26 protein-coding genes and 1 tRNA gene are annotated in these 25,434 nt (G+C 74.6%); 7 read left to right on the forward strand and 20 right to left on the reverse strand.

Translation table 11 applies throughout. The features are described 5' to 3' along the window. Positions 1-84 precede the first annotated feature (84 nt). Together OG989_RS30545 and OG989_RS30550 are read right to left on the reverse strand one after the other, a co-directional pair. Entirely contained in the window at positions 85-657 is a 573-nt protein-coding gene (locus OG989_RS30545) for a flavoprotein (protein WP_151456238.1), read from the reverse strand. Positions 658-673: 16 nt separating this feature from the next. Beyond that, positions 674-1,903, reverse strand: a complete 1,230-nt coding sequence (locus OG989_RS30550) for a helix-turn-helix domain-containing protein (protein ID WP_151456239.1) — start codon at positions 1,901-1,903, stop codon at positions 674-676. A gap of 249 nt (positions 1,904-2,152) precedes the next feature. Here OG989_RS30550 and OG989_RS30555 point away from each other — a divergent pair, with 249 nt between their 5' ends. Next, on the forward strand, positions 2,153-2,824 hold the full coding sequence (locus tag OG989_RS30555; protein WP_327029221.1) for a bifunctional DNA primase/polymerase: 672 nt from the start codon (positions 2,153-2,155) through the stop codon (positions 2,822-2,824). A gap of 81 nt (positions 2,825-2,905) precedes the next feature. Beyond that, positions 2,906-3,064: a hypothetical protein gene (locus OG989_RS30560; RefSeq protein ID WP_158619084.1), complete on the forward strand. Its 159-nt coding sequence runs from the start codon at positions 2,906-2,908 to the stop codon at positions 3,062-3,064. Positions 3,065-3,067: 3 nt separating this feature from the next. On the opposite strand, the gene OG989_RS30565 is transcribed toward OG989_RS30560, so the two are convergent. The 5 genes from OG989_RS30565 to OG989_RS30585 form a co-directional block, all read right to left on the reverse strand. Continuing rightward, complete coding sequence (locus tag OG989_RS30565; RefSeq protein ID WP_327031271.1) at positions 3,068-3,790, reverse strand: FAD:protein FMN transferase; 723 nt, start codon at positions 3,788-3,790, stop codon at positions 3,068-3,070. An 85-nt stretch (positions 3,791-3,875) separates the two neighbouring features. Further along, positions 3,876-4,466: an FMN-binding protein gene (locus OG989_RS30570; protein WP_151455175.1), complete on the reverse strand. Its 591-nt coding sequence runs from the start codon at positions 4,464-4,466 to the stop codon at positions 3,876-3,878. A gap of 10 nt (positions 4,467-4,476) precedes the next feature. Next, entirely contained in the window at positions 4,477-5,898 is a 1,422-nt protein-coding gene (locus tag OG989_RS30575; RefSeq protein WP_327029222.1) for a ferredoxin reductase family protein, read from the reverse strand. Beyond that, the gene (locus OG989_RS30580) at positions 5,895-7,262 is read right to left on the reverse strand and encodes a DUF1501 domain-containing protein (RefSeq protein ID WP_225852252.1); all 1,368 of its coding nucleotides are present in this window, start codon (positions 7,260-7,262) and stop codon (positions 5,895-5,897) included. Before OG989_RS30580 ends, OG989_RS30575 begins: the two co-directional genes overlap by 4 nt. A gap of 20 nt (positions 7,263-7,282) precedes the next feature. Continuing rightward, the gene (locus tag OG989_RS30585; RefSeq protein WP_151455178.1) at positions 7,283-9,358 is read right to left on the reverse strand and encodes a DUF1800 domain-containing protein; all 2,076 of its coding nucleotides are present in this window, start codon (positions 9,356-9,358) and stop codon (positions 7,283-7,285) included. A gap of 469 nt (positions 9,359-9,827) precedes the next feature. Between OG989_RS30585 and OG989_RS30590 the strand changes: the two genes are divergently transcribed. Beyond that, entirely contained in the window at positions 9,828-10,085 is a 258-nt protein-coding gene (locus OG989_RS30590; RefSeq protein WP_121400370.1) for a DUF3040 domain-containing protein, read from the forward strand. Between the two features lie 31 nt (positions 10,086-10,116). Here the strand turns inward: OG989_RS30590 and OG989_RS30595 are convergent, their stop codons facing one another. Both OG989_RS30595 and OG989_RS30600 read right to left on the reverse strand, forming a co-directional pair. Continuing rightward, positions 10,117-11,229 (reverse strand): SWIM zinc finger family protein, encoded by a 1,113-nt coding sequence (locus OG989_RS30595; RefSeq protein WP_327029223.1) that lies wholly within the window; start codon positions 11,227-11,229, stop codon positions 10,117-10,119. Then, positions 11,226-14,453 carry an SNF2-related protein gene (locus OG989_RS30600; RefSeq protein WP_327029224.1) on the reverse strand — a complete coding sequence of 1,076 codons (3,228 nt, stop codon included), beginning with the start codon at positions 14,451-14,453 and terminating at the stop codon, positions 11,226-11,228. Before OG989_RS30600 ends, OG989_RS30595 begins: the two co-directional genes overlap by 4 nt. A gap of 145 nt (positions 14,454-14,598) precedes the next feature. Here OG989_RS30600 and OG989_RS30605 point away from each other — a divergent pair, with 145 nt between their 5' ends. Next, positions 14,599-15,471: a carbohydrate kinase family protein gene (locus OG989_RS30605; protein WP_327029225.1), complete on the forward strand. Its 873-nt coding sequence runs from the start codon at positions 14,599-14,601 to the stop codon at positions 15,469-15,471. Between the two features lie 63 nt (positions 15,472-15,534). Here the strand turns inward: OG989_RS30605 and OG989_RS30610 are convergent, their stop codons facing one another. After that, positions 15,535-16,056, reverse strand: a complete 522-nt coding sequence (locus OG989_RS30610) for a DinB family protein (protein ID WP_151455182.1) — start codon at positions 16,054-16,056, stop codon at positions 15,535-15,537. Positions 16,057-16,139: 83 nt separating this feature from the next. Between OG989_RS30610 and OG989_RS30615 the strand changes: the two genes are divergently transcribed. Beyond that, a complete protein-coding gene (locus OG989_RS30615; protein WP_151455183.1) occupies positions 16,140-16,346 on the forward strand; it encodes a hypothetical protein in 207 nt (68 codons plus the stop codon). A 9-nt stretch (positions 16,347-16,355) separates the two neighbouring features. On the opposite strand, the gene OG989_RS30620 is transcribed toward OG989_RS30615, so the two are convergent. The 6 genes from OG989_RS30620 to OG989_RS30645 all read right to left on the reverse strand — a co-directional run bounded on the left by OG989_RS30620 (position 16,356) and on the right by OG989_RS30645 (position 21,918). Next, positions 16,356-17,501, reverse strand: coding sequence for a polysaccharide pyruvyl transferase family protein (locus OG989_RS30620; protein ID WP_151455184.1), 1,146 nt, complete (start codon positions 17,499-17,501; stop codon positions 16,356-16,358). A gap of 67 nt (positions 17,502-17,568) precedes the next feature. After that, a complete protein-coding gene (locus tag OG989_RS30625; protein WP_327029226.1) occupies positions 17,569-18,048 on the reverse strand; it encodes a GNAT family N-acetyltransferase in 480 nt (159 codons plus the stop codon). 20 nt (positions 18,049-18,068) lie between these two features. Continuing rightward, complete coding sequence (locus tag OG989_RS30630) at positions 18,069-18,431, reverse strand: hypothetical protein (protein WP_327031272.1); 363 nt, start codon at positions 18,429-18,431, stop codon at positions 18,069-18,071. Further along, complete coding sequence (locus OG989_RS30635) at positions 18,428-19,225, reverse strand: alpha/beta fold hydrolase (RefSeq protein WP_327029227.1); 798 nt, start codon at positions 19,223-19,225, stop codon at positions 18,428-18,430. Before OG989_RS30635 ends, OG989_RS30630 begins: the two co-directional genes overlap by 4 nt. Positions 19,226-19,310: 85 nt before the next feature. Further along, positions 19,311-19,775 carry a GNAT family N-acetyltransferase gene (locus OG989_RS30640; RefSeq protein ID WP_327031273.1) on the reverse strand — a complete coding sequence of 155 codons (465 nt, stop codon included), beginning with the start codon at positions 19,773-19,775 and terminating at the stop codon, positions 19,311-19,313. A 166-nt stretch (positions 19,776-19,941) separates the two neighbouring features. Then, positions 19,942-21,918 carry a sigma-70 family RNA polymerase sigma factor gene (locus OG989_RS30645; protein WP_327029228.1) on the reverse strand — a complete coding sequence of 659 codons (1,977 nt, stop codon included), beginning with the start codon at positions 21,916-21,918 and terminating at the stop codon, positions 19,942-19,944. A 132-nt stretch (positions 21,919-22,050) separates the two neighbouring features. On the opposite strand from OG989_RS30645, the gene OG989_RS30650 reads away from it, so the two are divergent. Both OG989_RS30650 and OG989_RS30655 read left to right on the forward strand, forming a co-directional pair. Continuing rightward, a complete protein-coding gene (locus OG989_RS30650) occupies positions 22,051-22,923 on the forward strand; it encodes a hypothetical protein (RefSeq protein WP_327029229.1) in 873 nt (290 codons plus the stop codon). A gap of 172 nt (positions 22,924-23,095) precedes the next feature. Then, positions 23,096-23,407, forward strand: coding sequence for a hypothetical protein (locus tag OG989_RS30655; RefSeq protein ID WP_151455190.1), 312 nt, complete (start codon positions 23,096-23,098; stop codon positions 23,405-23,407). Between the two features lie 21 nt (positions 23,408-23,428). Here OG989_RS30655 and OG989_RS30660 read toward each other — a convergent pair whose 3' ends face one another. The 4 genes from OG989_RS30660 to OG989_RS30675 form a co-directional block, all read right to left on the reverse strand. Next, positions 23,429-23,986, reverse strand: a complete 558-nt coding sequence (locus OG989_RS30660; protein WP_327029230.1) for a hypothetical protein — start codon at positions 23,984-23,986, stop codon at positions 23,429-23,431. A gap of 204 nt (positions 23,987-24,190) precedes the next feature. Further along, positions 24,191-24,262, reverse strand: a tRNA-Val gene (locus OG989_RS30665). A 79-nt stretch (positions 24,263-24,341) separates the two neighbouring features. Further along, the gene (locus OG989_RS30670; protein ID WP_121400357.1) at positions 24,342-24,809 is read right to left on the reverse strand and encodes a peroxiredoxin; all 468 of its coding nucleotides are present in this window, start codon (positions 24,807-24,809) and stop codon (positions 24,342-24,344) included. Between the two features lie 83 nt (positions 24,810-24,892). Beyond that, positions 24,893-25,330, reverse strand: coding sequence for a DUF3052 domain-containing protein (locus OG989_RS30675; RefSeq protein WP_151457486.1), 438 nt, complete (start codon positions 25,328-25,330; stop codon positions 24,893-24,895). Positions 25,331-25,434 lie beyond the last annotated feature (104 nt).

Consider the following 25,434-nt stretch of genomic DNA (forward strand, 5'->3'; position numbering starts at 1 on the left):
CGCGGCGGCGTGTCCCAGCGCTCCCCCGGTGCCGAAGGGTCCCCGGCGGACGCCACACGTCAGCCGGGGACCCGTCGGCACGCGTCAGGCGACGGGGCAGAGCCGGTCCCGTACGGCGGCCAGACCCAGGGCCCACGGGAAGGCGTGCACGTGCCGCTCGCCGGTGCCCGGCGGGTGCAACGGGAAGACGTCATCGCCGAAGAGCACCGTGACCCCCCACTCCGCGAGCCGGGCGATGCCCGCCCGGAAGGCCGGGTGGGCCGCCATCGCCGCGTTCGTGTACGGCACCGCCACCACCGGCACGCCCAGGCCCTGCGCCTCCACCAGCAGACCGAGGGCCAGTGTGTCGGTGATGCCGGCCGCCCACTTGTTGACGGTGTTGACCGTCGCCGGGCAGACGATCATCGCGTCGGCCTGCGGCAGCACGTCGAGATCGCCCGGATTCTTGTAGTGGGTGCGGACCGGATGGCCGGTCTGCCGGGCCAGCGCGGCCCGGTCGACGAACTTGGCGCCGTCCGGCGTGGTGACCACGCAGACGTCCCAACCGTCCTGGTGGGCCAGCTCGACGAGCCGGCCGACGTGGCGGGCCAGCGGCGAACCGCAGGCGATGACGTAGAGCACCTCGCGGCGCTCGCTGCTCGGGTGCGGGCCGGTCATCAGGCCGGCTCCGCGCTCATACCCCAACTCCCATGTGCTCAGCCAACTCCGCAATCGGAGAAGGCGGCGCACCACGTGTGCGACGCAGGATGTCCGACATCACCTCGTGGGCGATCGGCCGGCAGCGGATCTCCGACGGGGCGAGGCGGTCGCCGCGCAGCAGCATCTCGCCGGCGTTGGCCACGTCGCCGATCTGGGCGAAGCCCCGGGCGATGTCGAGCAGGTGGTGGGCCCGGCGTTCCGGCAGCAGGGCGCCGAAGGCCGGCTCCTGGATGCGCTGCTGGTGCACCTCGACCGCCCGGCCCCCGTCGCCGAGCTCGACCGCCGCCGCCGCCCGGTGCAGTTCCACGTTGGTCGGCCCGAACGAGGTCCAGTAGTGGTTGTGGTCGCCGCCCAACAGGACGGCCGCCTCGTGCGCGCCGTTGATCAGGTCGCCGACCGTGGCGGAGTCGCCGATCCGGGCGGCGGCCATCGCCCCCTGGAGCAGCAGCATCCCGTAGACCGAGAGCAGGGCCGGGTCGGCGGCGTTGCCGCAGCCGGGGGCGAGCCGGTTGGCGATGGTGACGTTGAGTTCGAGCGCGGGCCGGGGCCGGCCCATCGCCACCAGCGCGTTGCAGACCCGGGTGGTGGCGATGCCGGCCAGCAGCGGGTCGTCGGCGCGCTGGGCCACCGCCATCGAGCGGTCGGCGGCCAGCCAGGCCAGGTCGCACTCGCCCAGCTTGCGCAGCACCGACGAGGCGATCTGGTAGACCTGCCCGAGCAGGTGGGCCGCCTCGACCGCCTGGTCGCCGCCGTGGCCGGCGTCGGCGGCCTGGGCGTCGCGCAGCAGCTTCGGCAGCGCCCGGGTGAGCATCCCGTAGCGGCCGTACTGGTAGGTGAGCCAGGCGTGGTTGACGGCCTTGCGCATGTCGCCCAGGGGCGGCGGACACGGCGCGGCGTCGAAGTACGCGCTCATCGAGTCGTACCGCTCCAGGGCCGCCCGGATCTCCTGCACCTCCACCTGGTCGATGCAGTTCAGCGCGTCCGTACGCCGCTCCGGGTCCTTGCCGAGCAGCAGCTGCACGTCGACCTGGAGGATGTCGGCGATCTCGTAGAGGACGGAGAACTTGTCCAGCCGGCGCACCCCGCGCTCGACCTTGTCCACCCAGCTCTTCGACTTGCCCAGCCGGTCGGCGAAGACCTGCTGCGACATCTTGCGCCGCCCCCGCCAGTAGGCCACCCGCCGCCCGATGGGTAACTCGTCCATCCACCCGTTCCTTCCCCTGTGCCTGCTCGAGCGGGCGTGCCGGCCGGTCCTGCCGGGTGCGGCGATCGATCCGTACGTCTCAGGTTTTCGCTGGTCGCACAGCGTGTGCGTCAGCCATACAGCCAGTTCTCGTAGTTTTCGTGCAAGTTGCACGAGCCGTTCGTCAGCTCAACGATCGCGGGTTACGGCAGTGACGGTGCTCGACATGCGACCTGGGCACCGGCCGGGTCCGGCGAGGGGAGATGGCACATGTGGGGGAATGTCGCGCCGCGCGTCGTTCAACTGTCCCCGTTGGAACGGGTGCGGCTGCGCCGGGTGGCCGTGCGGTACGCCCTGCACGGCTGGGACGTCACCCCCGGCGCCTGCCTCGCCCGCAGCCGCTTCGTCTGCGGGCGGGCCGGCTGTCCGACGGTCGGCTGCCACCCCGCCCTGGAGAACTGGGAGCACGCGGCGAGCGCCGACCCGGCCCGGGTCGCGACCTGGTGGCGCACCCGGCCGCACGGGGTGCTGCTGCCCACCGGGCGGGCGTTCGACGTGCTGGAGGTCCCCACGCACCTCGGCCGGCACGTGCTGGACGCGGTCCGGACGCACCCGGCCGGCGTCGGCGTACGCGGGCCGGTGCTGGTGACGCCGACCGGCCGCTGGATGTTCCTGGTCCGCACCGGCGACCCGCTCCGCCCCGAGTTGGACCACTGCTTCCACGTGGTCCGGCACGGTCCCGGCTCCTGGATCCCGGCCCCACCGACCCGGCTGCCGGAGGGCACCGTCCGGTGGGCGGTCGCGCCCGAACAGGCCCGCTGGCAACTGCCCGACTCCTACCTGGTGCAGAACGCGCTGATCGAGGCCCTGCGGGCCACCGGGGTCAGGATCACCTCCGACCTGCTCCCCGGGCACCTGCCGCTGCCGCGCCGGGGCATGTGACGGCGGCGCGGCAGCGACGCCGGAGGGCCGGCGCTCGTTGAGCACGGCGACGGCGCACCCGCGCCGGGAGCGGGGGGTTACATGTCCACCGATGACACCGCGCGCCAGCCGGACGGCGCGGAGCCGCCGCCCCGGCACCGGCCGCGCCGCCGCTGGCCGGTCACCCGTCCCGTCGGCTCCCGCCCGGGCCGCCCGCGACCCCTCGGCTCCCGCCCCGCCACCACCCGCCCCTTCCGCTGATCCTCAGCCGGCCAGGGGCAGGGCGGCGGAGTGCAGGAGGCGGGCGTCGTCGGTGACGACCGCGTGCTGGTGCCCGGGCAGGCCGTCCAGCCAGCCGATGCCGGCCGGGCCCATCGCGACGGCTGCGGTGGCGTACGCGTCGGCCAGCCCCAGGTCCGGCCCGACCACGGTGACCGAGCGCAGCCCCCGGGCCGGCACGCCCCGGCGCGGGTCGAGCACGTGGTGGCCGCGCTCGTAGACGCCGGACGTGGCCACGGCCAGGTCGGTGCCGGTGAGCACGAGGCAGGTGGACATCGCGTCCCACGGGTGGCGGACGCCGACCCGCCACGGTCGCCCGGTCGAGGAGTGGCCGCGTATCCGCACGTCGCCGCCGGCGTTCAGGCAGTGGTTCGCCGCCCCGGCCGCGAGCAGCCGGTCCGAGGCGACCTGCACCGACCAGCCCTTGACGTAGCCGGACGGGTCGAGCCGCCCGGTGGCGTACGCGTCGAAGAAGCCGTCGGTGGCCTTCCACAGGTCGGCGCAGCGCGCCAGCACGTCCCGCAGGTCGGCGCCGGCCCCGGAGAGCGGCAGCTCGCCCCGGTCGACGCGGCACACCTCGCTGTCCGCCCGGTACGTGCTGAAGCGGGCGTCCACCTCGCGCAGCCAGGCGAACACGTCCCCGGCCAGCCCGTCCAGCTCGGCGGCGGGCAGGTCGTCGGCGAGGTCGAGGCTGATCGCGGTGCCCATGACCTGCTCGACCCGGCGCAGCCCCGGCCTGGTCGCCGACGGACACCCGCCCGACTCGCGCCGCCCCGCCGCCGGCACCGGCACGTCACCTCGCCCGGTCGATCGCGGCCTGCAACGACTGCTTGTACGAGGTGCTGGTGGCGGTCGCCCCGGAGACGGTGTCCACGTCGGCGCTCTGCCGCTGCACCACCAGCCCGGAGCCACCGCTGTAGCGGCCGTCGACCTGCTCGCTGCGCTGGTCGGACTGGGCGGTCTCCTCGGGCAGCTCCAGGGCCACCACGTCGACGATCCGCGTCCCGGAGAGGGTGATCTGCACCTGCACGTTGCCGTACTCGTTCTCCACCACCGGCCCCGTGACGGTGCGGGTCGTCGGCGCGGGCGGCGGCTTCGTGGTGGTGCGCGGCGCGGACGGCGCCCGGCTGGTGACGCTGGGCCGGCTCGCCGGCGCCCGGGTGGCGGTGCGACCGGGCCGGGGGGACGCGCTGGTGCGGGCCGGCGACGGCGGGGCGGAGACCTCCCCGCCGCCCGGGGCCGGACCGGCTGGCGCGGGGACCACCGGTGGGGGCGCCGCCGGCAGGTCCTGGGCGACCGGGCTGGTGCCCGGCGAGCCCTTCAGCACCACCATGGCGGTGGTGCCGGCCGCCAGGCCGGTGATCGCGAGCAGGGCGCGACGCATGGAAGCCTTCCTACAGCTCGAACGTGGCCAGGTGGATCTGCCGGCGGGGCACGCCGGCCTCGCGGAGCACCCGCAGCGACTGCTCGACCAGGCCGGGCGGGCCGCAGAGGTAGACATCGCGCCGGGCGAGGTCGGGCACCAGCCGGCGCAGCCCGTCCGGGCTCATCACCTGGCGGGGGCCGGGATCGTGGCGGGAGCCGACGACGTACCAGATCGCGGTGTCCCGGGCCTCGGCGAGCCAGTCCAGCTCGCGGTGCAGCAGCACGTCGTCCGGGGTGCGGGCGCGGTAGATCAGCGCGGCGCCGGGCGGCAACTCCTCCAGCATGGCCCGGATGGGGGTGATCCCGCTGCCGCCGGCGATCAGCAGGGCCCGCTCGCGGGTGCGGTGGGCGGCGGTGAAGGTGCCCGACGGGCCCTCCGCCCAGACGCGGGTGCCCGCTTCGAGGTCGCGCAGGTCGGCGGTGTGCCTGCCGACCACCTTGACGGTGAGCCGCAGCCAGCGGCCGTTGGCGGCGGCCGAGACCGAGAACGGGTGCGCCTGCCACCAGCAGCCCCGGGCGAGGAACCGCCAGCGGAAGAACTGCCCGCCGAGCATTTCCAGGCGCTCCAGCCGGTCGCCGGTCAGGTAGATCGAGATCGTGTCCGGGCTCTCCGCGACCACGTCGGCGACCCGCAGCCGGTGCCGCAGGTTGAACGCCAGCGGCGCGACGACCCGGCCCCAGAGCAGGGCGGCGAGCACCACCACGTACATCGCGATCCAGAAGGTGCGCACCGGGCCGGGCCGGAACAGCTGCGCGCCGTTGCTGAACTGGTGGGCGAAGCCGAGCAGCAGCACCGCGTAGCTCGACAGGTGCAGGGCGTGCCACAGCTCGTAGGGCAGCGCGGTCCGGATCGCCCGGACGCTGGTGAGGCCGACCAGCACCAGGATGCCGGCGGCGGCGAACGCCGAGACCATGTCCTCGTAGTCGCGCAGCAGCACGCCGGCCTCGGTGAGCACCGGGTTGTCCTCCAGGTCGGCGTAGCCGACCAGGATCAGCGACGCGTGCGCGAGCACGGCCACCAGCAGGGTGGCCCCGACGTCGCGGTGCCAGCGGGCGATCCGCTCGCCGCCGGCCCACCGCTCCAGGATCGGCAGCCGGCTCATCATCAGCACCTGCACGAGCAGCAGGTAGCCGGCGACCAGCCCGGTGATCCGGCCGGCGGCGGTCACGGTGGCGGCCGTCGTCCGCAGCGATCCGGGCGGGGTGTCCAGCCACCAGGGCAGCACGCTGGCGAGCAGGCCGACGACGAGCAGCGCGGCCAGCAGCCGCCGGCCGCCGGGTCCGCGTCGCGGCGGCACCAGGAGGCGTACGTCCGCAGCCGGCCGGCCGCCGCGCCGGGACGGGGTCGTCCCGGCGCGGCGGCCGGCGGCGTGGGTGCGCGGGTACGTCACGCGTACAGCTTCATCGGGCGGTACTTCTGCCGGGGGAAGATCTTGTCCACCTCCGCGTTGGTGAGCCCGAAGCGGCCCTGCGCGACGGCCCCGTAGACGTTGAACATGTTGTTGTACTCGGGCACGTCGCCGGAGTCCAGGTCGGACAGCCCGTTCCAGGTGCCCAGCAGCGAGCCGGCGAGCTTGCGGCCGGAGAGCACGGTGACCACCCCGCCGTGGCCGTGGTCGGTGCCGCCGCCGTTGGAGGCGACCCGCCGGCCGAACTCGCTGGAGACCATGATGGTCACGTCGGCCGACTTCTCCCCCAGGTCGGTGAAGAACGCCGCCATGGCGCCGGCCAGCTCGTTGAGCCGCCGGTGCAGCTGACCGCCGTCGCGGGTGCCCTGGTTCTCGTGGGTGTCGTAGCCGCCCATCCCGACGGTGGCGACCCGGACGTTCGCCCCGCCCTTGATGAGCTGGGCGAGCTGCTGGAACGCGTAGCCGACACCCTTGTACTCGACGCCCTCGGCCGCCTGGTACGGCTTCGCGGCGAGGCGCTGCGCGGTGGCCAGCGCGCCCAGGCCGTCCTGCACGGCGTCCTGCACCGGGTGGTTGATCCCGGTGAAGAGCCCCTTGATCGCCTTCTCGGTCGCGGCCCGGTACCGGTCGTCGCCGTTGAGCCGCAGCGAGCCGACGCTGTTGAGCGAGAGCGCGCCGTTGTTGCCGACCAGGGACCGGGGCAGCGTGCTGCCGATGCCGACGCTGCGGAACGCGGTGCCCGTGCCGAGCGCGTCGACCAGGCTGTCCAGCCAGCCCCGGCCGCCGGTCTCGCTGGGCAGCCCGCCGAGGTTGCAGGCGTCCGCGGCCTGGAAGTGGCTGCGGGACAGCCGCTCGTCGGAGACCGCCGGGACGAAGCCCAGGTTGCCGCTCTTCAGCCACTTCTCCAGCGGCTTGAACGCGCTGGTCAGCTTGAAGCCGCGGCCCACGGCCAGGGAGTCGTCGCCGAGCAGCAGGTCGGGGCGGGCCTTGGCGAGCACCGGGTCGTCCGCCGGGGCGACCAGGCTCAGCCCGTCCAGCCCGCCGTAGAGGAAGACGTGGATCAGGGTGCCGGTCTTGGTGGCGGCGAACGAGGCCGAGGTGGTGACGAACTGGGCGGTCGCGAGGGCGGTGGCGGTGGCGGCGGCGCCGGCCACGAACGTCCGCCGGGTCACGCCCCGACCGTCCTGCTGGGCCTCCTCGAGGTCCTCCAGCCGCCGGTAGCGGTCGGCCTCGGCGGCGTTCTCGGCGGCGACGATGTCGGCCTCCGCCCGCAGCAGCGCCTCGGCCGGGTCGTCGGCCAGCCGCCGCAGGTCGGGGCATTCGGGGTGCAGGGGGAACGTGTGCACAGTCTTCTCCATCGGGTGCCTCACCGGAGGTGGTGCTGGGGGGAAGCGAGGATCGCCCGCGCTACGGCGGTGACGGCCCCGTCGAACGTGGCGTCGACCTTGTCGCCGGCAGCCACGCCGGCCACGCCGAGGATCAGGGACCGTTCCCTGGCGCTCAGCTTCTGACCCACCAGCCGCAGGGCCAGCGCGTCCACGTACGCCCCGGCGGTGGCCGGTGGCCGGGCCACCAGCTTCTCCGGCGGGGTGTAGGTGAAGACGGTGCGTCGGCCGGCGAGCAGCTCGCCCGCCTCGTTCCAGCCGTGGACCATGGTGCCGGCGGAGGTCCAGGCCACGTAGACGTCCGGGTAGCCGTCGGGGGTGGGCTGGCCCATCGGGTACTGGCCCAGCTCGCGCATCCGGTCGTGGATCTGCCGCAGCCCCCGGGCGTACGGGGTGCGCTTGTTGTCGCCGTTGTCGTGCTTCGGCGACGCCTCCGGGGACACCCCCAGGACCCGGTACGTGGCGACCAGGTACTCCATCGGCCGGCGCACCTTCTGGCCCACCGCCGCCCAGAACTCCGAGGAGCTGAACAGCGTCATCAGCACCGGCTTGATCATGCCCTTGTTCAGGCTGTACGACTTCGCCAGCCGCTCCACGAGGGACTTCGGCGGGGTGTCCGAGACGAACCGGGTGGCCAGGCTCTGCGCCACGTACTTCGCGGTGGACGGGTGCAGCGCGATGTACGTGATGTACGCGTCGATGGCCGCCTCGGCCTTCTTCGGGTCCTTCGAGGCGTTCGCGTGGGTGAAGCCGAGCACCTTCACCTTGCCGACGTAGTGCCGCTCGGGGCGGAACACGTACTTCCCGTCGTTGACGCCCCGGCCGGTCTGCAGCAGGGCCGCCTGCCGGACGTCCTTCTCGGTGTAGCCGCCGTCGACGCCGACCGAGTACAGCTCCAGGTTCTCGCGGGCCAGGTTCTCGTTGACCGCGTCGGCGCGGGAGTCGTTCTGATTGAGGTAGAGCAGCAGCGCCGGGTGCCGGTTCGCGGCGAGCAGCATCTCGGGGTAGCTGCCGAGGGCGTGCGCCCGGACGACGTCCCGGTCGAAGGACGCCCGGTAGACCTCGCCCCCGTCGAAGTCCGCGGCGACGTGCAGGAAGTCGTTCCAGAAGTCGACCATGACCTCGAACAGCTGCCGCTGCGACCAGATCTGCCGGGCGATGGTGGCGTCCACCATCTCCTTCTCCGGCTGCGCGCCGCGCTCGTTGAGCTGCTCGCGCTGCTCGCGCAGCTGCGCGGTGCCCAGCTTCAGCGTCGGCAGGTCGGCGAGCTTCAGCTCGGCCTTCGTCGGGGCGATCTTGTCGGGGTCGAGCTGCCAGCGCAGCCAGCCGTCGATGCCCCGCTCCTTGATGTCGGCGAGGACCTGCCTGGTGGCGCCGAAGGTGGCCCGGCGGGCCAGGTGCAGGATCGGGTCCTTGGCGAGCACCGTCTTGACGGTCACCTTGGTCTCCGCGGCGGCGGCGGCCGGCCCGGAGAAGGTCCGGCCGCCGGCCGGCGCGTTCTTCTTCAGCGCCTCGCCGGCCCGGGAGCCCATGTAGCTCTCGTTCTGCTCGGTGTAGGTGCGCACCGTGCTCGGCTGCTGGCCGCTCGGCCGGGCGGGGGTGCCGTCGGTGACCGTGGTGCCGGTGGCGTCGCCGGCCACCGCCTCGTCGCCGAGGAGGCTGCGGATCTGCGGGGTCATCGCCAGGGCGGCGCCACCGGCGACCACGGCCGCGGTGCCGCCGAGGGCCACGAGGGCCTTGCGCCGGCCGACCTTGGGGCCCGGCTCGTCGCCGTCGTCCAGGTTGGGCAGTCCCGGGCCGGCCGACGGCGCGGCGGCCTGCCGCGCGAAGCCCTCCGGGCCGACCCACTGCGGCCCGCGCGCGGCCGGGTGCCCGGCGTGCGCGTACTGGCCCTGCGTGTCTTCGGGGTGTCCGCCCTGGTGCGGGGCGCGCGCGTCGTGGCCGTACGGGGTGGGGGCGTAGGTGTCGCGGTGACCGTCGCCGGCGGCGGGGTACTGACGCCCGTCCCATCCGCGATCGTCCCGCGGTCGCCGTGGTGGCACATTCTGGTCGGCCATGTACCAATCCGTTTCTGCTGCGCCGCGACGACTGGCACCGGGCACGGGGGCAGGTGCGGCGACTGGTGCCTGAGGGGGTTGTCACCGGAAGGTAATGAAGCGTTCAGGTGCCTTCAAGCAGCACCGGAAGCCCCCAGGACGGCACTTAAGGCGCCGCTCAGCGCGGGTCGGCGACACCGGAACCCGGCGCCGCCCGGCACGGACCTCGCGAGCAGGGCGTACGCGGCACGGCACGGGCCGGACCCGGCCATCGCGGCCGACCCGGCGCGGGAGGGTCATTTCATCGCCACAGGCAAATTTAAGGTTCGGCTAAGCCTGCGCTGAGGCGCTCCCCGCGCACCCGGAGGGCCGGGGCGCGGCCGGACGGGCGTGGGCCGGGCGGGGCCGCAAAGTAGCAGCAGGACGGGAGCGTGAGCCGCCGCCGCAGCGGGTATGCCGCCGAACCGCTGAACACGTGAGGGGAAGGCACATGCTCAGCAAAGAGGATCAGCGCAGGTTCGAGCAGATCACCCGTCAGCTCCGGGAGAGCGATCCGGCGTTCTTCGCCCGGCTCGACAACCGGGCCCGGGCCCGTCGCGGCCGGTGGCTGATGCTGTTGACGATCGTGCTGTGGGCCTCGCTGCCGGCGATGACCGTGCTGGCCGGGCGACTGGCCGGGGCCGTCTGCGCGGTGGTCCTGGTGGCCAACGCCGCACTCATGTGGCGGTTCCGCCGCCGCTGGCTGTGAGCCGGGGCCGCGTACCGTTCCGCCGGCGGTCTCACCCGCCGAGGAGCCGGTACGCCCGCCGCAGCCGCTCCAGGAGACCGGGCCCGCCGATGGCGGGGGCCGGCGCGCCGAGCTGCCGCAGCAGCAGGTCCGGTCCGGTCGACAGGCTGGGTGGCCGGTCGGGCAACGGGACCGGCGGCAGCCAGAACCGGTCGACCGCCTCGGCCAGCGGCGCCGGCGGCAGGCCGGCGAGCGCCCGCGACGCCCCGACCGGCGGGGCGGCCACGGCGTCCCGCCCGGCACCCAAAACAGCGCCGTCCCGCGTGGACTCCGCCGTCGGCAGCAACGCACCGTCCGGGATGGACGGCGCGGGCTGCGGTCCGGCACCGTCCGCCACGGACGGCACGGCACCGTCCGACATGGACGGCGAGGCCGGCACGGCACCGTCCGAGCTGGACGGCGTGGTCGGCACCGCACCGTTCGGCAGGGACGGCGACGCCGGTGCGGCCTCCGTCGCGGCCGGCTGGTCGTCGGCGCCTGCGGCATCGGCCCGCAGGACGCGCAGCCGGTCGAGCAGCTGCGTCCGGCTCCGACCCCGCCAGTGCAGCAACTGGAACGGGTCGGCGTCGAACGCCTCCGCGAGCAGGTAGAACGTGGCCGCGAGATGCTTGCAGGGAACGGCGAAGTCGGGGCAGCTGCACCGTTGACGCAGCTCCGCCACGCCGGCGGGGAAGAGCGGGGCGCCGGCGGCCCCGAACAGCTCCTCCAGTTCCGGGGGCAGGTCGCCGGCGAGCAGCCGGGCGCTGAAGAACGCCTGGGCGGCCAGCTCCGCCTCCACGCGGGCCCAGATCGCCTCCGGAAACGGCGGCAGCGCGATGCTCACCTCGTACGGCTGCGCGCGGGAGCCCTGCACGACGGCGCCGACGGTGCCCGGGGCGACCTCCAGCCGGACCACCTGTCCGGCCCGCGCGTACGACCGGCCACGGGTCAGCCGGGTGCCGAGGGCGAACGACTCCAGCACCTCCAGGAAGCGTTGGGACCACCAGGACCGGCCGATGGCCCCCCGGGTGCTGCGGGCCCGCAGCCCGCCGTCGACCCGGCGCGGCCGGCCGTAGTCGGCGAACCGGCCGCTGGCGCCGCCGTCGCCCTGCGCCTGCCCGCTCACTCCACCACCGCCCCGGCCTCCAGGGTGAACAACTCGCGCAGCTGCGTCGTGGACAGCTCGGTGACCCACTGCTCGCCGGTGCCGACGACCGAGGCGGCGAGGCTGCGCTTGTCGGCGATCAGCGCCGCCACCTTCTCCTCCACCGTGCCGGCGCAGACGAACTTGCGGACCTGCACCCGGCGCCGCTGACCGATGCGGAACGCCCGGTCGGTGGCCTGGTCCTCGACGGCGGGGTTCCACCACCGGTCGACGTGCACCACGTGGTTGGCCTCGGTGAGGGTGAGTCCGGTGCCGCCGGCCTTGAGCGACAGGACGAAGATCGCCGGTCCCCCCGGGGACTGGAACCGGGTCACCATGGCGTCCCGGTCGGCCTTGCCGACCCCGCCGTGCAGGAAGAGCACCTCCCGGCCGAAGCGGGCCGACAGGTGCCCGCGCAGCATGCCACCGAACTCGGCGTACTGGGTGAAGAGCAAAGCCCGCTCCCCCGCCGCGAGGACCTCGTCCAGGATCTCCTCCAGGCGGGCCAGCTTGCCGGAGCGGCCGGGCAGCGCCGAGCCGTCGCGCAGCAGTTGCGCGGGGTGGTTGCAGACCTGCTTGAGCCGGGTCATGGCGGCGAGCACCAGCCCACGGCGCTCGATGCCGTCGCTGGACTCGATCCGCGCCATCATGTCGTCGACGATCGCCCGGTAGAGCGAGGCCTGCTCGGCGGTGAGGTTGCAGAGCACCTCCATCTCCAGCTTCTCCGGCAGGTCGGAGATGATCGAGGAGTCGGTCTTGAGCCGGCGCAGCACGAACGGGCCGGTGATCCGGCGCAGCCGCTCGGCCGTCTCGGCGTCGCCGTGCCGCTCGATCGGCTCGGCGTACTTCTTGCGGAAGGTCGCCGCCGGCCCGAGCAGGCCGGGGTTGGCGAACTGCATGATCGACCAGAGGTCCGCCAGCCGGTTCTCCACGGGCGTGCCGGTGACGGCGATCCGGTGCCGGGCGGGCAGCGCGCGGACCGCCTCGGCCTGCCGGGTGGCGGCGTTCTTGATGGCCTGGGCCTCGTCGACGACCACCCGCCGCCAGTCGATCCCGGCCAGCTCGACCGCGTCGCGGGCCGCGACCGAGTAGGTGGTGAGGACCAGGTCCGCGTCGTGCACGGCCGCGCCGAACGCCTCGCCCCGCGCCCGCTCCGCGCCGTGGTGCACATGTACGCGCAGCCCCGGCGTGAACCGCGCCGCCTCGCGCTGCCAGTTGCCCACCAGCGACATCGGGCAGACCAGCAGGGTCGGGCCGGCGTCCGGCGGGTCCCCGGCGAGCAGGGCGAGCAGCTGCACCGTCTTGCCCAGCCCCATGTCGTCGGCGAGCACCGCGCCGAGCCCCAGCGACTGGAGGAACGCCAACCAGGCCAACCCCCGCCGCTGGTACGGCCGCAGCGTGCCGTGGAACCCCGGCGGCGGGTCCAGCGGGGCGAGCCGGCGCTCCACCGCCCCGGCGAGCAGGTCGCCCAGCGCGCCGTCGGCGCCGACCTCCAGCACCGGCAGCGCGTCCGGCTGCTCGGCGTCGGCCAGGCCGAGCCGGAGCAGGTCGGCGACGGTCAGCTCGCCGGAGGACCGGAGCAGCCGCAGGCCGGCGGCGAGCCGCTTCGGGTCCAGTTCCACCCACTGCCCGCGCAGCCGCACCAGCGGGGTCTTCAGCGCGGCCAGCGACGCCAGTTCCTCGGCCGTGAGCGGCTGGTCGCCGAGGGACACCTCCCAGCGGTAGTCGACGAGGGCGTCCAGCCCGACGCCCCCGACGGTGGCGGTGACGGTGCCCGGGGCGGTCCGGCTGCGGGCCTGCAACCGGGCGCCGAGCCGGGACGACGGGCGCCGCCACCAGGACGGCAGCAGCACGGCGAACCCGGCGGCGTGCAGCACCGGCGCGCCCTCGCGGAGGAACCGGTGCGCCCCCTCGACGTCCAGCTCCAGGGCCTCCGGCGTGGCCGTACGCAGGGCGGTGTCCAGCTCGGGCCAGAGCCGGCTGGCGCGCCCCAGCTCGGCGAGCAGGGTCTCCTGCGGGTCGTCGCCGCGACCGGCCAGCCCGGCGACGCTGGCCGGCGCCCGCCAGACCTGCCCGGCGTCCACGTGCAGGCTCGGCTCGTCCGCCGCCTGGAGCCCGAACTCGATGCGCCACCGCCCGGCCGGTCGCGCCGTCGCCGCCGGGTCGGCGGGCACCACGGCGACCGGCTCGGTGAGTTCCTCGGCCGGCGGCTCGACCAGGCGGAAGCTGGCCCGCACGGCGCCGCCGGCCGCGTCGCGCTGCCAGGCGTCCAGTTCGGCGCGGAGGGTGTCCAGCGCGGCCGGGTCGGCGGCGAACTCCCGCACCGGCCCGGTGAGCGCCGCCAGCCAGGCCGGCACCGCGCCGTTCGGGCGTACGCCCCGGGCCAGCGCGGTCTCCGCCAGGGTCGCCCGGACGGCGGCGTCGGTGAGCGCGTCGAGCGCGTCGGCGACCAGCGCGCCCGGCGCGTCGACGGCGGCCGGCGCGGGCCGGTGGCGTCCGGCGGGCGGGCCGGATCGCGCGCGCCGAGCGGCACCCGGTCCGGACGGGGTGCCCGCCCCGGCCGCGGCACCGGGGTCGCCCGGTTCGTCCGGCCCGGTGGCGGCGCGGGCGGCCGGGGGCAGGGCCAGCGCCAGCGCCCGGGCCCAGGCGGCGTCCGTGCCGGTCAGCAGCGGCCGCCAGACCGCCCGGGCGCCGGCCTCCGCCCGCTTCCCGCCCGCCCGGGCGCGAGCCGTCGGGGGCGCCTCGGCGAGGCCGGGCAGGACCCGGCCCCGGGCCGCCAGGTCGACCGCGAAGTCGGCCAGCTCGGCGAGGTGGCGCAGGGTCGCGCCCGGCACGGCGGCCACCGCGTCGACGCCGCGCAGCAGGGCCAGGGCGGCGTCGGGGGCGTACCAGAGGACGGGCACCCGCCAGCCGGCGAGGGTGACCGGCCCGCGGACCGGCCCGGCGACGTCGGCGCGGACGAGTTCCGGGGAGTCCAGCGGTGCGCCGGCCCGGGTGGGGAGGGTGAGCAGGGCGGTGCCGAGGTGGGCCGGCTCGGCCGTCGCGGCCAGCGCGGCGACGAGCGCGGCCTGGTCGGCGGCGAACGGGTGCGGCCGTTCCCGGGGCGCCCGGCCAGGGCGGCGCGGCGCGTCGGCCGGCAGCGCGCTGTCCTCGGCCCAGACGGCGAGCCCCACGCCGGAGCGCCAGACCCCGTGGACGACCAGCACGCGTCCCCCTCCTCGCGACGACCCCGGCGAGGATATCGGTCCGGGCCCGGCGGCCCCGGCCAGCACACCGTCGGCCGTCCGGACGAGCGGGCGGCGGGCGGCCCGGGCCCCGTGGCCGCCGGGCGGCGGGGATAGGGTCGGGCGCGTGTACGACCTTCTCGTGATCGGCGGTCTCGGCGTCGACGTGCGGGTACGGGTGCCCGCGATCCCGCTGCCGGCCGCCGACTCCGTCACCGTCGACCCGATCGACCTGCGGATCGGCAACACCGGCGCGGGGGTGGCGCTCGCCGCGCACGCGCTCGGGCTCCGGGTGGCGGTGGTGGACGTCATCGGTGTCGACCCGGCCGGCGAGGTGGTCCGCGCCGCGCTGGCCCGCACCGGAGTGCACGCCGTGCTGGGCGACGCCCCGGCCGGCACCCGGCGGTCGGTGAACATGGTCGACCCGGCCGGCCGGCGGATGTCGCTCTACGACCCGCGCCCCTGGCACGGGCCGGCCCCGTTCCCGGCGGCCGAGGTGACCGCGCTCGTCCGGCAGGCGGCCCACGTACATCTGTCGATCATGGACTGGACGCTTCCCCTGCTGACCGCCCTGCGCGCGGGGCTGGCCGACGGGGCCGTCCTCTCCACCGACCTGCACGACTGGGACGGCGGGAACGCCTACCACCGGCCCTTCGCCGAGGTGGCCGACCTGGTCTTCGTCAGCGGGGTCCGCCTGGGCGCGGGGGCCGGCGCGCTCGCCGCCACGCTGGCGCCCCGCACGGTGCTGGTGACCCGGGGCGCGGACGGCGCCGAACTGCACACCGGCGGCGGCGCACCGACGGCGGTGCCCGCCGCCGCGCCGCCCGCACCGGTCGTCGACACCAACGGCGCGGGGGACGCCTTCGCGGCGGGCGTGATCGCCGCCCGGCTGCGCGGCGCGGCGCTGACCGACGCGGCGGCGTACGCGGCCCGGGTCGCCGCGGCGGCCTGCACCCACGACGGCATGGAGTATCCGCCCGACCTGCTGCCGCGTCGCTGAGCCCGCTGTGCGTCGGCGCGCGGGCGCGCCCGGGTCAGGGTCAGGTCGCCGCGCGGCCGGCGGTCAGAGCGCGCCGGTGGCGCCGTCGGTCAGCTCGCGGAGGATGTCGGCGTGCCCGACGTGCCGGGCGGTCTCCTCGATCATGTGCACGAGGATCCAGCGCAGCGAGACCTCACCGAGCTGCGGGTGCGGCACGACGTGGTCGAGGTCGAACCGGCCGGCGACCTCCCGGGACCGGGCGCAGGCCCGCTCGTACGCGGCGGCGAGCCGTTCGACGGTGTCGTCGTCGGTGAGCGTGAAGCTCGCCGCCGCGTCCTCCTCCGAGGTGAGGTAGACGTCGCCCGGGCCGGGGGCGAGCAGGCACGGGAACCAGTTCCGCTCCACCAGCGTCAGGTGTCTGACGAGGCCGGCGACGGTGGTGGCCGAGGGCACCAGCCGGCGGGCCGCGTCGGCGTCGGAGAGCCCGCGCACCTTGCGCAGCAGCACGCCCCGGTGGAAGTCGAGGAACGATTCGAGCACGGCGCGCTCGTCGCCGGTGCGCGCCAGCACCGGGCCGAGCGTGGGATCGATTGCCATCTCCGCCATCCACCGACCCTAGTGCCGTCCGCCCAGGCCCGCTGCCCCGCTATCCGCTGCGGGGTCCCCCCGGGCGGGGCAGGATGGGGCGCATGGCATCAACGGCAGAGATCCCCCTGGCCGGCGGCGTGGCCGACGGCGAGACCGTCACCGTGGAGCTGGACCCGAACGGCCGCCCGCCGCTGACCCATCACCACCTCGGCGCGAAGGGGCTGGCCGAGGCGGAGATCTACGAGCTGGAATCCGTGGACGCCGACGCCGACCGGTGGTGCTACCGCTGGCGGGGGCCGGCGGTCTGAGCCGGCGGGTCAGACCGCCGGGGCCAGGGTGCGGGCGCGCAGGCTGTCCAGCACGGCGCGGGTGACCTGGGAGGTTCCCCGGGCCTCGTCGCACACCTCGGCCACCCGTCGGGCGGTGGCCTCGGCCCGCTGCTCCCGCTCGTCCCAGAGCCGGTCGACCTCGGCCAGGAGCGGGCCCTCGACCTCCCGCTCCACGCCGCGCAGCGCCGGCACCCCGAGCCGCTGGGCGAGGTCGAAGACCTTGCCGGCGTACGGCAGCGGCAGGAACGGCGTGCCCGCCATCGCGGCGAAGATCAGGAAGTGCAGCCGCATGCCCACGGCCAGGTCGAAGTGGCGCATCAGCCCGAGCACCTGCTGGGGCGAGTAGGTGCCGTGCAGGATCCGGCCCCGCTCGGCGGCGACCATGTGCGACAGCACGCCGTGCGAGTGCCGGATGTCGTCGCGCTCCATCGGGACGAAGAGCACGTAGGCGTCGATCCGGTGCACCAGGAAGTCGCCGATCTGGGCGAGCAGGCGGTGGTAGCCGTCGACGTCGAGGCGCTCGGCGGCCCGGCCCGGTTCCCGCACGCTCATCCCCACCAGCCGCTTGCCGGCCGGCACCCCCTCCTCGCGGAGCAGCTCCGCCGGGAAGTCCTCGGGCTCGATCAGGAACGCGGGATCGGCGGTGACGGTGATCGGGTTGAGCAGCCCCGCCTCCTCCAGCACCATCCGGGACTCCTGGTCCCGTACGGTCACCTGGGTGGCGCTGGCGAGGGTCTCCCGCACCATGCCGGTGTCCACGTCCTCGCTGAGCGGCCCGACCCCCACCGCGTACGTCAGCAGCGGCAGGCCCCGCTCCTGGGCGACCCGGACCACCCGCAGGTAGCGGCGGGCCTCCCGGTCGTAGAGGATGCCGCCGCCGCCGAGGATCAGCACGTCGAGCTGGGCCAGGACCAGCGCCGAGTCGGTCCGGCTGATCCCCTCCCAGGGCACCGCCTCCACGTCGGGATGGGCGATCCTGGTGTGCTCCGGGTTCCGGGAGAAGACGATGATCCGCCCGTTCGGCTCCTGCTCGCGCAGATCGGCCAGCAGACCGCTCAGGATCGCCTCGTCACCGAGGTTGCGACCGCCGTACGAGCCGAGCACACCGATGGTCAGTCCGCCGCCATGCCTCATCCGTCGCTCCTCCCCAGGTGCGTCCGGGGCGGGGTTCCCGCTGCGCCGGGGAACACTCCTGACGGGCTCAGCCGGCCGGGGAGATCCGCTTCGTCATCTGCTGGGCGGCCACCCGGTAGCCGAGGTCGTGGTAGAGATGGATGGCCCCGGTGTTGGAGCCGAAGACGTTCAGCCCCAGCTCGGGCACCCCGAGGGCGGCGAGTTCCGCCTCGACGAGCTGGATCATCCGCCGCCCGTACCCCTGTCTGCGATGTCCGGGATGCACCTCGACGCTGTTGAGCCACGCGGTGTGGGGCCCGGCGGGGCCGCCGGGGAGCCCCACCCAGATCCACCCCACCTCGACGTCGCCCACCCGGGCCGTGCGGAGCAGGGCGCCGGCGCTGTCGACGCCGTCGGGGAGCTGTTCGCGCAGCTGGGTGGTGGCCCGCTCCAGGGCCGCGGCCGGCGCCAGGCCGCGGTCGGTGACCATCGCCTCGGCGTACGAGCGCACGAGCGGCTCCCGCACCCGCGCGAACTCCTCGGCCGTCATCGGTACCAGTTCCACCACGCCGCCTCCCTCTGTCGGAGTCACCGGTCGACACCGCCGACCAGCCGGGACACGAATGCCACGACCACGTCGTCGGGATCGAATCCCGCCTCGATGGACGTGCCGAGCAGATCGAGCAGCAGCCCGTCCACGGCGTAGTGCAGCAGAGCGACCTCGAACGCGCCACCCGGTAATCCGGCGGCGAGGTGGAACGCGACGTCGTCGCGGTAGGCGCGCCGCAGGGTGTCGCCGAGGATCCGGGCCAGGTCGGGGCGGCGGGCGGCCTCCAGCCGCAGCTCGATCAGCGCCCGGGTGAGATCGGGCTGCCGCGTGGTCCGCTCGACGATGTAGCGCAGGTAGTCCGTGAACAGCTCCAGGGACGGCTCGCGGGCGCCCAGCGTCAGCCGGGCGGCGACACCGGATGGGTGAGGAACGGCAGGACGGCGGCGGGCAGCGCCGGCGAGACGACGATGTCGTAGTGGGTGAGTCCCGGAAGCACGGCGAGCCGGGAGGCCGGGCGGTCGGTGCCGTCCCCGCCGGCGTCCCGGTGGCCGCCGCCGAGCAGCCCGAAGAACTCCACCACGTGCGCGGCGCTGATCGAGTCGGCGTCGGCGAAGACCAGCAGGGTGGGCATGGCGAGGGCGGCCACCTCAGCCGACCAGTCGTAGTCGCGGCGCAGCAGCTCGCCCGTCTTCGCCCAGAGCCGCGACCAGTCCCCCGGCCGGGGCGCGACGCGGGTGTAGAGCGCGTGCGACGGAGTGCCCCGCATCCGCTCGCCCGCCTCCTCGTCGGGCTCGGGCATGCCCGCCAGCACCTCCGGATACCAGCCCAACCGCCGGCACGGCGCGGAGACGACGACCAGCCGGCGCACCAGCGCCGGGTGCTGGATCGCGGTACGCAGCGCCACGCCGCCGCCGAGCGAGTAGCCCAGCACGTCGGCCTCGGCCAGGCCGAGGTGCCCGATCAGCGCCGCGACGTCGTCGGCCATCGACTCGTAGCGCAGCGGGCGGTCGACGTCGGCGGTGCGCCCGTGGCCCTGGAGGTCGACCGCGATCACCCGACGACGCGCGGCCAGCACCGGCAGGATCGGCGCGAACGTCTCCACCGACCCGAAGCCGCCGTGCAACAGCAGCAGCGGGCGGCCGGCGCCGTGCTCCTCGTGCCACAGGCGCAGCCCGGCGACCTCCGCGTAACTCATCGCCCCATCCAACCCCGGCCCGCACGACGTACGCGGCCGATCGGCCGCGCTCTCCCTGGGACGGGGCGGCCGAGCTGGCCGTGGGCTACAGCCGCTTGCGCATCTGGATGGCGGTCGCCTCGAAGCCCAGCTGCTCGTAGAGCCTGCGCGCGGGGAGGTTGAAACCGAAGACGCTCAGGCCGATCGAGACGACTCCCCACTCCCGGCACCGCTGTTCGACGGCCTGGAACATGGCCCGCCCGTAGCCCCTGCGCCGCACTTCCGGTCGCACCTCGACGTCGTAGCAGAAGGCGTGCGGCCCGTCCGACTTCTGTTCGACGTGCAGCCAGAACATGCCGACCTCGTCGTCACCGTCGTGGACCGTCCAGAGATGGTGCCCCGGCGTGGCCAGACCGTCGGGCAGGAGCGTCCCGTAATCCTCCTGGGCCTTCCGTTCGGCCTCCGGCGCCGGCAGCGCGCCGGACTCGGCGATGTGCTGCGCGTAGCTCGCCTCCGCCCGCCGCCGATACCGGAGGTACTGCTCGGCGGTCATCGGCTCAAGTCTCAGCATCGCCACCCCGACACCGTATTTCAGCCGTCCGGGCCGCAGCGTCCGACGAGGACAAACAGGACGGTCCGCAACCGTCCTGCTCCACGGCCGTCCCGACCGGCCCTGCCGTCCCGGCTACCTCGGCCGTCCTGCTCCACGGCCGTCCCGGCCAGCCCTGCCGTCCCGGCTAGCCCGGTCGCACGCACGGGTCGGTGACCGTGCGGGTCGCGCTCTGCGCCGTCCGGCCGTCCGTGGCCGTCGCCCGTACCGACCAGGTCAGCGTCGGTGCGCGCAGCCGCCCGACGCTCGCCCGCGCGGTCGTTCCGTCCACCGTCATCGCCCGGGTCGACGTCCTGCCCCCGACGGGTGTCCAGCGCACCTCGGCGCCGCCGAGCGCGGCACTGCCGGTGGCCTGCACCACCAGGGTGTACGTGTCCGAGCCGCACCGCACGTGGGCGGTGGCGGAGACCGTGAACGCCGCGGCGACCTGCGGTGTGGCGGTCGGCCGGGGCGCGGTCGGAGGCCTGGACGGCGCAGCGGTCGGCGACGGCGCGGGGCCACCCGGCACGGCGTCGGGCGCGTCAGTCCGGGTAACCCCGTCGCCGTCCGCCGGCGTGACCACGGGCCCGGACGTCGGACCGACGGCGCCGGCCGACGGCGGTTCGGCGGCCCGTGTACCGGTCACCGGGGCGGTGCCCGACGGCAGCGCGGAGGCGGGCGTCACCGGATCACCGGCCGCCGGTCCGTGCGTCTCCGACACCGGCTGGCCGGCGGCGTCCTGCGCGGCGGTCGGGCGCCCGGGTGCCAGCGCCCAGGTGCCGAGTGCGGCGAGGAGGATCAGCAGAGCCACGGACGCGGCCACCTGCCGGCGGTGCCGCCTGCGGTTAGCAGGCGAGGTCGTCCGCACGGGATGCGCCGCACCGCGCGACGCCACCGCGCCGCCCGGAGCGGCTGCCACATCGTCCGAGGACGCTGCCTCACCGGCCGAGGACGCTGCCGCCACACCGCCCGAGGGCCCCGCCGCCGCACCTTCCGGGGTCACCGGCCCGTTCGCCGCGGGCGTAGGCCCGTCGACCGCGTCATCCGCTGCGGGCGCGGGCCCCTCAGTGGCCCCCTGTGCCTGTCCGGTGTCCCCCATCCCGGGAAGTGCCTCGGCCGGCGGGTCGGCGGACGACGCCGGGCCGGTCGGCGAGGCCGGATCGGCGGACAGCGCCGGATCGGCCGACGAAGCCGGACCGACGGACGGTGCCGCATCGACCGTCGACACCGGGCCCGGCGCCGCCGGATCGGCGGCGAGCGCCGGATCGGCCGGCAGCGTCGGATCGGCCGTGACCGTGCCCGCCGGATCGGTCCCCGCGCCGGCTGCCGGATCGGCCGGGGCACCGGTCGCGGCCTCGGCCAGTCGCGGCCACACCGAGTCGGCGACGACCAGGAACACCGGAGCCGTGTACGCCGACAGCAGCGCGGCCGGGCTGAGCTGTTCGCGCCGGAGCAGCCCGCACACCGCACAGCTCTCGATGTGCCGCGACACCCGCTTGCGCAGCGTCGGGGTGAGCCGGCCCTGCCACCCGTCGATCAGGTCGGCGAGACCCGGGCAGTCCCGGGCTCCGGTGCGGGCCACCAGCAGCGCCCCCAGCGCCCGTTCGAGCTGCGAGCGGGCGCGCGACAGGCGGGCGTGCGCGTGGTTCGTGGGCACCCCGAGGGCCACGCCGATGTCGGCGGACGACAGGTCGTGGCGGATGGCCAGGTGGACCACCTCACGGTCACCCGGGTTCAGCGCCGCCACCGCGGTGTGCACCAGGTCGCGTACCTGATCGGCGTTGACGCCCGTGCCGGGGTCGGCGATGTCGGCCGCCGGCTCGCCGGCCTCCTCCAGCGGCAGGGAGCGGGACCGCTCCCGCAGCTGCCGGAGGCACTCGTTGCGCACGATCGCGTACAGCCAGGAGCGCAGCCGGTCGGGCTCGCGGAGCTGGTCGATGCGCTGGCTGGCGGTGAGGAACGCGTCGTGGACGGCGTCCGCGGCGGCCTCCGGCTCGCGCAGCATGGTCCGGGCGTACGTGTAGAGCCGGTCGGCGTAGCGCCGGTACATGCCCTCCAGCCCGGCCCGCTCGCCGCGGCGCACCGCCTCGACCAGCGTGGAGTCGTCCTGTGCCGCCGTGTCCATCGTGTCCCTCGCTGCTCGTCGACGGGTCCAGTAAAGCGGCGGAATATTTTTCTCCGAAGTTTCTGTTGGCATCCCGACCCGCCCCGACTCCTACCGGTGTCATCGCGACGAACAACCCGAAGGGAAGACACCATGCGAGAAGGATCGAAGCACATCCGGTGGGCGCGTCGGACGGCCACCGTGGGCGGGGCCGCGCTGAGCGCGCTCGTACTCGGCCAGCTGGCCCTCGCCGGGCCGGTGGCGGCGGTGCCCGGCCTGAGCGTCAAGACGACGACCGGCCCCAGCAACAGCAGCGCGAAGACGCAGAACGCGACCTGCCCGACCGGCACCAAGGTCATCGGCGGCGGCGGCGCGATCACCGGTTCCGGCCTCGGGCAGGTCGGCATGGACATCATGCGTCCGCTGATCGGCGGGGACGCGTACTCGGTCACCGGCCGCGAGGACGAGAACGGCGTCGGCGGCAACTGGGCGGTCACGGCGAACGCCATCTGCGCCACGCCGCCGGCCGGTCTGGTGATGGTGTCCGGCAGTTCGGCGCCGAGCTTCGGCACGTCGAACTGGTTCGAGAAGTCCTGCCCGGCCGGCAAGCACGCCATCGGGGTCGGTGGCGCGGTCGTCGGGGCGGCGAACAGCGAGGTTGTCCTGGAGGACCTGCGCATCCACCAGAACAGCGTCGTGGTGGCCGGCGCCGAGGACGGCACCGGCTTCGCCGACAGCTGGTGGCTGGACGCGGTCGCGATCTGCGCCGACCCGCTGCCCGGCGAGCAGCGCGTGATCGACGACAGCGTCTACAGCTCCGCCGCCACCCAGTCGGTCACCGCAACCTGCCCGCCCGGGACGCGGGTGCACGGGGTGGGCGGCGAGATCCTCGGCGGCGACGGGCAGGTGCGCCTGACCCAGATGCGGGCCACCACCTCGACCGTCGTCACCGTCTCCGCCGCCGAGGACGAGAACGGTTTCAGCAGCAACTGGAAGGTGCGCGCGTACGCCGTCTGCGCGAGCTGATCCACCACGACAGCGGGCCGCCGGACCAGCCGGCGGCCCGCTTCGCGTACGGGTTCCGCGCGTTGCCGTCGGGCACCGACAATCGTCACGGGGGCCCGGTGAACGGCTCTAGAATGGGGCGACGGCCAACCGCCCGACCTGCGAACAGTCCGCACGGCAAGGATGGGTGCCCATGGACTCGGATTCAGATGACGTGACCCTCAGCCCCGCGGAACAGGAAGTACAGAACAAGCTTCTGCGGGCTCTCGAAAAGGTGCAGACGATCTCGATGGCGCTCAACCATGTCGAGCATCTCCTGAATCCCGCCAACCCGTACACGCCAGCCATGAACACACCGCCGGTGAAGGCACTGTTGGCCGAGGTCGGCCCGGGCAGCACCGCCGATTCGCGGCGGGACGCCATGCTCAGCCTTCAGGAGAAACTCACCCTGGCCAGGAACGAGTACCAGAAGGTGATGCAGGAGGCGGCGAAGTTCTCGTCATGACCGGCGCGAGCCGACGGCGGTTCAGCACCGCACCACGTAGCTGGAGCTGTAGTTCCAGGTCAGGGTGGCGTAGGAGAACCACTCCCGGTGCCAGTACCGGATCGTGGCGGTCGGGGTGGTTCCCTGGGTGGGGACCCAGCGTTGCCCGACGTACCGCTCGGTGACCGACGAGGCCGGTGGCGTCATGTCGGCGCTACTGGTGCAGTGGGCGGTGCCGGAGGCACCGGTCGTCGCGAGCGTCGTGCTCAGGACCAGGGCGATGCCGTTGCACTTGGCCACCAGGCTGTTCCGGTAGTACAGGATGGACGACCCGCTCGGCTGCTGCGCCATCCAGTACCGGTAGGTGAAGCTTCCGTTGCTCCGGCTCCCGATGAACGTCCAGGTCGTACCGATCGACGGGTTGGCGGGGTTCGGCTCGAAGAAGCCGTTGGTGGAGCAGAACGCGTCGCCAGGCCCGGCGGAGGCGGGGGCCGCTACCACCGTGGGGGCGGCCAGGCCCAGGAGCAGCCCGAGGATCAGGAGCAGGGCCGGTGGACGACGGCGGGGGCGGGAAGCGAGCGGGACCTGGCGGGGGGACATGGGACCACCTCCAAGACGGGGTCGCCGGCTCGGCTTCGGCGGTGAGGTCGCCGGCTTCGCTTCGGCGCCGGGATCGCTCCCACGAGCGTAGGACTTTCGTGTCCTGGCGGGGCCCACTGACGGTGATCCGACAGCCGGCCGGACACCGTGAAACGAAGCGGGCCGCCGGTCATCCGGCGGCCCGTTCCCGTGCTGGTCAGAGTGTGGGCGCGGCAGGTTTCGAACCTGCGACCCCTCGCTTGTAAGGCGAGTGCTCTCCCACTGAGCTACGCGCCCGGAACGCCCGTACGGCGGGCCGGAGGGTGGCAAGCTTACCCTGCCCCCACCGGCCCGGTCGTGCGGCGTGCCCGGTCGGTCAGGCTGCGACGGCCTCGGCGAGGGCCTTGCGCCAGCCCTGCTGGTCGCGCGCCTCACCCGGCATGTTCATCTCGGCGAAGCGGACCACGCCCGCCTTGTCGATCACGAAGGTGCCCCGGTTGGCGATGCCGGCGACGTCGTTGAAGACGCCGTACGACTGGGCGACCGCGCCGTGCGGCCAGAAGTCGGCCAGCAGCGGGAACTGGTAGCCCTCCTTGTCGGCCCAGATCTTGTGGGCGTAGACCGAGTCGACGCTGACGGTCAGCACCTGGACGTCGTCGTTGACGTAGTCGTTGAGGTTATCCCGCACCTCGCACAGCTCACCCTGGCAGATCCCGGTGAAGGCGAGCGGGTAGAAGACCAGCAGCACGGTGCGCTTGCCACGGAAGTCCGAGAGCCGGACCTCCTGGTTGTTCTGGTCCTTGAGCACGAAGTCCGGCGCCTCGGCGCCAACCTCGATCGGCATGCGAGCTCCTCAGGATGGGGTCGGATGGGCAACAGCCTGCCACACCCGGCAGCGGGCGCCGCCGGGTGATCGCCGACGTCGGCCTACTTCTTGCCCTTGGCCCCGCGGCGCAGGACGAGGCGGGCGCCGCTCCAGTCCCGGCCGGCGTTGACGGTGGAGGTCTGCTGGAGGCCGGCGGTGGGCGCGGACTCGGCAACCTCGCTCGGCTCGACGTGCCCCTCGCGCCCCGCCTTGGGCGTGAGCAGCCACACGACACCGTTGTCGGCCAGCGGGCCGAGGGCGTCGACGAGAAGCTCGAAGAGATCACCGTCGCCGTCGCGGTACCAGACCAGCACCGCGTCGACCACCTCGTCGGTGTCCTCGTCGACCAGATCTCCACAGCGGTCGGTCAGGGCGTCACGGAGATCCTGGTCGACGTCTTCGTCGTACCCCATCTCCATGACGACCATCCCCGGTTCGATCCCGAACCGGTCCGCCAGGCTGCGTACCCCGTCGGCGGCCTGACCAGCGGTCGCGCTCACTGTCGCGTGCCTCCTCATCTCATCCCTGCCCGCGGCGTCGCGTCGACGCCGTCAGGCAAAGTCCACACAGTTGTGGCTCCCCGCGCAAGTGGCGCACCGGGTGG

Source organism: Micromonospora sp. NBC_01740, assembly GCF_035920365.1.
In the GTDB taxonomy this organism is placed as follows: Bacteria; Actinomycetota; Actinomycetes; order Mycobacteriales; family Micromonosporaceae; genus Micromonospora; species Micromonospora reichwaldensis.